8 protein-coding genes are annotated in these 6,663 nt (G+C 62.2%); 1 reads left to right on the top strand and 7 read right to left on the bottom strand.

The window, feature by feature from the left end; all coding sequences use genetic code 11:
- Positions 1 to 40: 40 nt before the first annotated feature.
- The 7 genes from H3L94_RS11865 to nhaA form a co-directional block, all read right to left on the bottom strand.
- Positions 41 to 622 carry a sigma-70 family RNA polymerase sigma factor gene (locus H3L94_RS11865; protein WP_182122152.1) on the bottom strand — a complete coding sequence of 194 codons (582 nt, stop codon included), beginning with the start codon at positions 620 to 622 and terminating at the stop codon, positions 41 to 43.
- Positions 619 to 1,335, bottom strand: coding sequence for an HvfC family RiPP maturation protein (locus H3L94_RS11860; RefSeq protein WP_182122151.1), 717 nt, complete (start codon positions 1,333 to 1,335; stop codon positions 619 to 621). The genes H3L94_RS11865 and H3L94_RS11860 overlap by 4 nt, the downstream gene beginning before the upstream one ends.
- Complete coding sequence (locus H3L94_RS11855; protein WP_009119259.1) at positions 1,322 to 2,194, bottom strand: HvfB family MNIO-type RiPP peptide maturase; 873 nt, start codon at positions 2,192 to 2,194, stop codon at positions 1,322 to 1,324. The genes H3L94_RS11860 and H3L94_RS11855 overlap by 14 nt, the downstream gene beginning before the upstream one ends.
- Positions 2,195 to 2,369: 175 nt before the next feature.
- Entirely contained in the window at positions 2,370 to 2,735 is a 366-nt protein-coding gene (locus H3L94_RS11850) for a hypothetical protein (RefSeq protein ID WP_182122150.1), read from the bottom strand.
- A 176-nt stretch (positions 2,736 to 2,911) separates the two neighbouring features.
- Positions 2,912 to 3,328, bottom strand: coding sequence for an HIT family protein (locus tag H3L94_RS11845; RefSeq protein ID WP_182122149.1), 417 nt, complete (start codon positions 3,326 to 3,328; stop codon positions 2,912 to 2,914).
- Between the two features lie 72 nt (positions 3,329 to 3,400).
- Positions 3,401 to 4,480, bottom strand: coding sequence for an iron-sulfur cluster carrier protein ApbC (apbC, locus tag H3L94_RS11840; RefSeq protein WP_182122148.1), 1,080 nt, complete (start codon positions 4,478 to 4,480; stop codon positions 3,401 to 3,403).
- A gap of 107 nt (positions 4,481 to 4,587) precedes the next feature.
- Positions 4,588 to 5,733 (bottom strand): Na+/H+ antiporter NhaA, encoded by a 1,146-nt coding sequence (nhaA, locus tag H3L94_RS11835; protein ID WP_182122147.1) that lies wholly within the window; start codon positions 5,731 to 5,733, stop codon positions 4,588 to 4,590.
- Positions 5,734 to 5,823: 90 nt separating this feature from the next.
- On the opposite strand from nhaA, the gene prmC reads away from it, so the two are divergent.
- Positions 5,824 to 6,654 carry a peptide chain release factor N(5)-glutamine methyltransferase gene (prmC, locus tag H3L94_RS11830; protein WP_182122146.1) on the top strand — a complete coding sequence of 277 codons (831 nt, stop codon included), beginning with the start codon at positions 5,824 to 5,826 and terminating at the stop codon, positions 6,652 to 6,654.
- The last annotated feature ends 9 nt before the right edge of the window (positions 6,655 to 6,663 follow it).

Raw genomic sequence — 6,663 nt, 5'->3', positions numbered from 1 at the left:
TGTTTTTATGGGCGAAAGGCGGCGGGCAAATCAAAAAGCATCAGGCCTGTTCGTCGAACCAGTTGCTTTGCAGGCAGCGGCGCAGGCCGTTGCGGGCGCGATGCAGGATAGTGTAACAGTTGTCGGCGCTGATGCCGGTTTGTTCGCAGATTTCGGCCACGTCCAAACCCATGATCTCGCGCAGCATAAACACGCGGGCGGTGTTTTCGGGCAGGTCCTGCAGGCAGTGGTGCAGGGTGCGCATGAAGTCTTGCTGCTGCAGACTGCTTTCGGGCTGGGCCCAAGCCTGCGGGCTGCCACTGGGCGTCCAGTGGCCGCTTTCGTCGAACAGCTGCTCGTGCACGGCGTCGATAAATTCTTCGTCATCGCTGCTCACCTGCCATTGCAGGCGGGTTTTGTGCTGGCGCAGCAGGTCGAGAATGGTGTTTTTCAAAATGGCGAACACCCAGGTTTGCCATTGGGCGGCGGCCTGGAACTGCCCTTGCTTGGTAAAAGCTTTGATCAGGGTGTCCTGCACCACGTCTTCGGCCCATTGCGCATCGCGCAGCTGCAGTTGGGCGAAGCGCAGCAGTTTCTGGCGCAGCTCGGCGGTGTCGGCATCGTTCCAGCTCCAGGCGGTCATGCGGCCTCCTTCGGCAGCAAGACGCCTTGCCGCACCCAGACATCGACTTGTTCGGCCAACCAAGGGCGGAGGGTTTCCGCATCGGGCAGCACTTCGGCCAGCGCCTGCAGCAAGCCGTTTAGGGAGTCGGTCTGCCCGGCGAAGTGTTCGAGCAGCGGCAGCAGTTGGGCATCGAGCAGGCGGTGCATCACGGCATCTTGGCGGTTGCGCCACACCAGCACCTCTGCCGCTTGGTCGGCAAAGCCTTGCAGGCCGCTGCTGATGAAATCCACCGGATAGCGGCGGATAAAGGCGGCCGGGGAGAAGCCCAGCGGGGTGTCGTGCCGCCAGCTTGACGGGGCCTGGTCAAACAGCGGGGCGGTTTCGGCGGCCAGCTGTACGGTTTCGAAATCCATCAGCTCAAGCAGCGGGGCGGGCAGCCGTCCGTCGGTGCGGGCGTATTCGACAAACAGGGCGGGGATGTCGCTGAAATAAGGGCTGGCGGGGGCGGCTTCGGCCAGAAAGCGGTTTTCCAAGTCGGCCCACACTTCGGCGTCGGCCAAAGGGCGGGCGGCCGTGAAGCAGCGGCGCACGAGACTGCGCACATTGTTGCGGGTCAGGCGGGTATAGACGGCGGCCCGTTCGGGGCAAATACCGGGCGGCGCAGCCTGTTCGGGGTTGCGGACAAATTCGGCCAGTGCCGCCTGGTAGGCGGCCGCATCAGGCTGCGGCATATTCACTCCGGTAGGGTTGTTGCAAAGCATCGATGTGTGCGACTTCGGCCAACAGTTCGGCAAACGGGGGGAAGTTGAAGTCGCGCTCGAGCAGGGTCGGCGGCACTTGGGGCAACACGCGGTAGGCGTAGTCGAGCAAATCCCATACCTGATCGCGCACGGTTTCGCCATGGGTGTCGATCAGCAAGTCCTCCGCTTCCGCTTCGTGGCCGGCGATGTGCAGATAGCGCACCCGTTTGCCGTCCACCCGGTCGAGAAAGTCGCGGGCGTCGAGCAGGCCATGGTTGGTTTGGTTGACGAAGATGTTGTTGATGTCCAGATGGATGGCGCAGTCGGCTTCGGCCGCCACCGCATTCAAAAAGGCCACTTCGTCCATTTCGGCCAAATCGCTGTGCACATAGTAAGACGTGTTTTCCACTGCAATCTGCATGCCGAGGAAGTCCTGCACCTGGCGGATGCGTGCGGCAGTGTGCCGCACCATCTCGCCGGTAAACGGCAGCGGCAGCAAATCGTATAACTGGCCTTCGTGACCGCAATAGCTCAGGTGCTCGGAGAAAAAGCTCATGCCGTAGCGGTGCATCAGCCGTTTGATGTCGGCCAAGAGGGCGGTGTTGAGCGGATCACGGCCGCCCAAGGAGAGGGAGAGGCCGTGGCAGGCCACGGGGAAGCGTTCGGCCGCTTGGTCAAATTGGCGCAGGGCCGCGCCGCCCATGCGGGCCCAGTTTTCGGGCGCGATTTCTAGAAAGGCGATGGGGCATTGCTGCGGATCGAGGCCGAGCAGTTCTTCTGCAAAGGAGCGGCGGTAGCCCAAGCCGGCGCGGGCGGCGGGCAGGGGGCGCGGAGTAGGGGCGTGCATCATCAAGGGTGTCCGAAGGCGGGGCATGGAAGTGAAACGGTGCGACAGAGCCGCTGGCCGGAGCCGGGCGGAAACGAGGTTTTGGCAAAAACATCCCTGTTTGACATGTTTGGCCGGAGGAAGGGTTTTGCCAAAAACTCAGGCTACCTGAAACGGTTTCAGGTAGCCTGAAAACCGTTTAGCGGGCAGCGCCGCAGGCGGCTTCGCCGGATTTGCCGTGCGCACCGCAAGCCGCTTCACCGGCTTTGTTTTGAGCGCCGCAAGCGGCTTCGCTCGCTTTGGCCGCACCGCAGGCCGCTTCGCTGGCTTTATGGGCGCCGCAAGCGGCTTCACCGGATTTGGCCGCGCCACAGGCCGCTTCGTGGGCTTTGTGTGCACCGCAAGCGGCTTCGCCGGCTTTGGCGGCACCACAGGCCGCTTCTTGTGCTTTTTCAACGGCCGGGTGGTGGTGGCCATGATGGCCGTGCGCATGGCTGACAGAGTACGCACCCACGGTCAGGGCAGACAGGGCAGTGGCCAGGGCCAAAACGGAGTTTTTTTTCATCGTGAAATTCCTTTCGTAGATTGGAGAGGGAGTAAAAACCAAGCCGGCTCGCCATGGCATACCGGTTTGCCAGCTTGGACGCCGCCCTACCGTTTTTTCTGACGGCGGAGCGGGGATTCTGAATTAGAGAATTGATTTAACTATAAATTTAATCTCCAAATTAGTGACGGCGGGGTTTAGAGCGCGGCGCGCAGCTCGGCCGCCAGCGCGGCCAGTTCGGCGTGATCGGCCATGCCGCCTTCGTGGCGGCCCAGTTCGTGCACATTGGAGGGAATCAGGTGCAGGTGGTAGTGGAACACGCTTTGGCCGGCTTGGGCGTGGTTGAGCTGCATCTGCACGATGCCCTGCCGCTGCAGCACTTTACGCTGCGCCGCCATCACTTTCTGGGCGGTGGCCATCACGGCGCGGGCGGCGTCCAGCGGCAGGTCGGAAAGCTCGACAGCGGCGGTTTTCGGAATCACCAGCACATGGCCGCGCGCCTGCGGCATCACGTCCATAAAGGCCAGCGTGTGCTCGTCTTCGTAAACGGTGTGGTTGGGGATTTCGCCGCGCAGGATTTTGGCGAAGATATTGTTCGGATCGTAGACAGACATAAAAGCGCTCCGCGGTTTGACTGGAAAACGGGAGCGCTATTGTATAACAAAGTTTGTTGCCGGCGGGGCGGGCTATTCCACCACGATTTTGGGGAAGCGGCTGCTGAAATCGCGCCCTTTGGCGGCCACGGCCTGCGCCACCTGCCAGGCGGCGGCGGTGTAAACATCGGCAATCGCGGGGTGGGCGGCCTGCAGCGCGGCGGCTTGGCCTGTATCCATGGCTTCGCGCACCGGCAGGCTCAAGGGCAGCTGGCCCAGCAGCGGCACGTTGAGCTGTTCTGCCAACGCCTTGCCGCCGTCTTGGCCGAACAGGGCTTCCTGATGGCCGCAGCGGCTGCAGATGTGCACCGACATATTTTCCAGCACGCCGAAAATCGGAATATTCACCTTGCGGAACATGTCCACCGCCTTGCGGGCGTCAATCAGGGCGATGTCTTGCGGGGTGGTCACCACCACCGCGCCGGTCACCGGAATTTTCTGCGACAAGGTCAGCTGGATGTCGCCGGTGCCAGGCGGCAGGTCGATAAACAGATAGTCCACCCCGTCCCACTCGCTTTGAAAAAGCAGCTGTTGCAGCGCCTGGCTGACCATCGGCCCACGCCATACCACGGCCTGGTCGGTGTCGACCAGAAAGCCGATCGACATCACTTGGATGCCTTCCGGCGAGCGCACGGGCAGGAAACGGCCGTTTTGCTGGGCGGGGGTTTGTCCCGCCACACCGAGCATGGTCGGCTGGCTGGGGCCGTAGAGGTCGGCATCCAGCACGCCCACGCGCGCGCCCATGCGCTGCATGGCCACCGCCAGATTGGCCGAGGTGGTGGATTTGCCCACGCCGCCTTTGCCCGAAGCCACGGCGACTATATTTTTCACACCGGCCAAGGTGCGCATGCCCGGCTGCACCTGATGGGCCTCAATCCGGCTGCCAATTTGGATGTTTAGCGGGCCGTTCCAACCGGCTGCGGTCACGGCTTCGGCCACCGTTTGCTCTAAAGCCGGTGCAAGGTGGGCCACCGGCAGGCCGAACTGCAGGCCGATTTGCAGCGTGCCGTTGTCCACCGCCAGCTGTTTGAGCGCTTTTTCGCTGCCGATGCTCAGGCGGCTGTCGGGCAGCGGCACCGCTTCTAAAGCGGCGCGCAAAGTTTCCGGATTCATGGGGATTCCTTGTGTCAGATGAATGTGTGTGCTGGTTGTGAACCTGCATTTTAGCAGAAAGGCTACCTGAAACGCTTTCAGGTAGCCTGTATCCTATTCTGCCGTCATCAGCTTGCAGCAGTTTTGCGGCCGGCGGCCCAGAGTACGGCGAAACCCAATACCGCAGCCAAACCGGAACCGACGAAAACGCCGATTTTGGCCTGATCCTGCATGACGGGCAGATCAAACGCCAGCAGGCTGATGAACAAACTCATGGTAAAACCGATGCCGCACAGCAGCGCCACGCCGTAAAGCTGCAGCCAAGAAGCGCCTTCCGGCAGTTTGGCCCAGCCCAGCTTCACCGCCAGCCACACCGCGCTGAACACGCCCAATTGCTTGCCCACAAACAAGCCGGCGGCAATGCCCAATACCACAGGCGAGAGCAGCACCGACCATTCGAAGCCGGCAAACGACACCCCGGCATTGGCAAAACCGAATACGGGCACCACCAAAAACGACACCCAGTTGTCCAAAGCGTGTTCCCATTTCAGCAGCGGCGCTTCTTCCACCGTATCCAATACACGCAGCGGAATGGTGAAGGCCAACAGCACGCCGGCCAGCGTGGCGTGGATGCCCGATTTGAGGAAGAAAAACCACAGCAGGCTGCCCAATACCAAATACGGCGCACTGCGCAACACACCTTTGCGGTTGAGCACAAACAAGGCCGCCAACACCAGCGCCGCCAAACCCAAATACAGCATGGCGATTTGATCGGTGTAAAACAGCGCGATGATCACAATCACCGCCAAGTCGTCCATAATCGCCAAAGCCGTGAGGAAGATTTTCAGCGAAGCCGGCACACGGCTGCCGAGAATCGCCAGCACGCCCAAGGCAAACGCAATATCGGTGGCCGCCGGCGCCGCCCAGCCTTGGGCTGCCTCGCCCGAAGTGTTGAACAGCAGATACACCAAGGCCGGCACCAGCAGGCCGCCGGCCGCCGCTACGGCCGGCAGAAAGCGTTTGGCGTGGCTGTCGAGCTCGCCTTCCAACAGCTCGCGTTTCACTTCCAAGCCAACAAACAGAAAAAACACCGCCATCAGGCCGTCGTTGATCCAGTGCGCCACGCTCAGGCCGGCCACATAAGACGACAAGGCGCCGAAATATTGCGGCGCATAGGCGGAGTTGGCCGTTATAATTCCGGCCAGCGCGGCCAACATCAACACAATGCCGGCAGCCGGCTCGGAACGGAAAAAGTGGATAAGTGTACGGGTCATTATTTACCTAATCTATCAATTAATCCGTGATTATAGCATAATTCTTTCACGTCGCCGCAGCAGGCTACCTGAAACACCCAGCGAAACATCATGTTCCACACTTCCCCCCTCACTTACGAACAATGGCTGCGCCAAAGCGGCCTGCCGCGTTTGGAAGGCCGCTTGCTGCTGCAAGCCTGCTGCGGCCTCAGCCATGCCCAGCTCATCAGCCGCGGTGGCGAAACCGTGCCGGCGGCGCAATGGGCCGATTTGAACGCGCTGGCGCAGCGGCGGCAAAACGGCGAACCGCTGGCCTATCTGCTCGGCTGGCGCGAATTTTACGGCCGCCGTTTCCGCGTCTCGCCCGCGGTGCTGATTCCCCGCCCCGAAACCGAACACCTGCTGGAAGCCGCGCTTGAACGCCTGCCGGCCGGCGGCCGCGTGTGGGATTTGGGCACCGGCAGCGGCGCGCTGGCGGTGAGCGTGGCGCTGGAACGGCCCGATGCCGCCGTGCGCGCCTCCGACCTCAGCCGCGAAGCCCTGGCGGTGGCGCAGGAAAATGCCAAGGCGCTCGGCGCCCGTATCGAATTTGCCTGCGGCTCCTGGTTTGAGGCACAGCCGGCCGCCGCCGGACACTTCGATATTCTGCTCTCCAACCCACCCTATATCGAGCAGGACGACCCGCATTTGCAACAGGGCGACCTACGCTTCGAGCCTGCCGCCGCGCTCACCGATTTCGGCGACGGCCTCGCCCACATCCGCACCCTGGCCGCCGGCGCCGCCCGCCACCTCAAAGCCGGCGGCTGGCTGATGCTGGAACACGGCTGGAACCAAGGCCCGGCCGTGCGCGGCATTCTGACGGAAAATCGGTTTCAAGACGTGGCCACCCTGCCCGATTTGGCGGGACTGGACCGCGTCACTTTAGGCCGCCTGCCGGATTGAAGCACTCAG

Origin of the sequence: Neisseria shayeganii (assembly GCF_014054965.1) — a bacterium.
GTDB lineage: Bacteria > Pseudomonadota > Gammaproteobacteria > Burkholderiales > Neisseriaceae > Eikenella > Eikenella shayeganii.
This window is presented reverse-complemented; position numbering and strand designations above follow the sequence as displayed.

Bases quoted from the DNA above. Each gene is read 5' to 3' on its own strand.
- H3L94_RS11845 (WP_182122149.1), bottom strand. From the start codon at position 3,328: ATGTCTGTCTACGATCCGAACAATATCTTCGCCAAAATCCTGCGCGGC.
- H3L94_RS11850 (WP_182122150.1), bottom strand. From the start codon at position 2,735: ATGAAAAAAAACTCCGTTTTGGCCCTGGCCACTGCCCTGTCTGCCCTG.
- nhaA (WP_182122147.1), bottom strand. From the start codon at position 5,733: ATGACCCGTACACTTATCCACTTTTTCCGTTCCGAGCCGGCTGCCGGC.
- apbC (WP_182122148.1), bottom strand. From the start codon at position 4,480: ATGAATCCGGAAACTTTGCGCGCCGCTTTAGAAGCGGTGCCGCTGCCC.
- H3L94_RS11855 (WP_009119259.1), bottom strand. From the start codon at position 2,194: ATGATGCACGCCCCTACTCCGCGCCCCCTGCCCGCCGCCCGCGCCGGC.
- H3L94_RS11865 (WP_182122152.1), bottom strand. From the start codon at position 622: ATGACCGCCTGGAGCTGGAACGATGCCGACACCGCCGAGCTGCGCCAG.
- H3L94_RS11860 (WP_182122151.1), bottom strand. From the start codon at position 1,335: ATGCCGCAGCCTGATGCGGCCGCCTACCAGGCGGCACTGGCCGAATTT.
- prmC (WP_182122146.1), top strand. From the start codon at position 5,824: ATGTTCCACACTTCCCCCCTCACTTACGAACAATGGCTGCGCCAAAGC.